We start from the raw sequence: 545 nt of genomic DNA, 5'->3' as shown, positions 1-545 counted from the left end.
TGATAGAATTTAAAAAGGTCGTTTGCGTTTAATCCAGGTGGATAGTTGAATAGGTTAGAGACAACTCCCAATTGCTTGCGTTGTGGTATAACATTGTCGTAGTATGGAATATTATTGTTTTGTGCTTTAAAATTATAGTCTGATCTAATGCCTAGAATAGTGTTGATAAGCGTTGATTTTCCAGCACCATTTGTGCCAATAATGGCTGTACTAGTATGATTTTTAAATGAAAAATCTTGTATATTTAAAGCGTTTTTAAACATGGTTTTTGGGTGTATGCTGATGTTAGAAATCATAAAATCCCCTTATATGGAAATGATTTAAAATCCTATTTAGGGTTATTATATTCAAATGATGGTTTTATTTAGTGCAGTATTACTAAAAAATTAACTGATTTTTGTTAAAACGATCTAAAAGCGTTACTGACAGACACGATTTAAGCGAGTGGAACGATTTTAAAAAGCATTTCAACTCTAAAAATAGACAAAGCCAAGGCTTTGAATAAGAAAGACCCTAGAAAGCTAGAGAAACGGAGTTTTTGATTT

At 31.2% G+C, this 545-nt stretch carries 1 protein-coding gene; it reads right to left on the bottom strand.

Features of this window, described 5'->3' with window-relative positions:
- Nucleotides 1–296 (bottom strand): ATP-binding cassette domain-containing protein (locus tag BZK24_RS08250; RefSeq protein ID WP_143424407.1); only part of this gene is annotated, 296 nt, incomplete at its 3' end.
- Nucleotides 297–545: the final 249 nt, after the last annotated feature.

It is taken from the genome of Helicobacter pylori (genome assembly GCF_001998165.1).
GTDB classification, from domain to species: domain Bacteria; phylum Campylobacterota; class Campylobacteria; order Campylobacterales; family Helicobacteraceae; genus Helicobacter; species Helicobacter pylori_DL.
The sequence above is the reverse complement of the archived record's forward strand: the minus strand, read 5'-3'. Positions and strand labels throughout refer to the sequence as shown.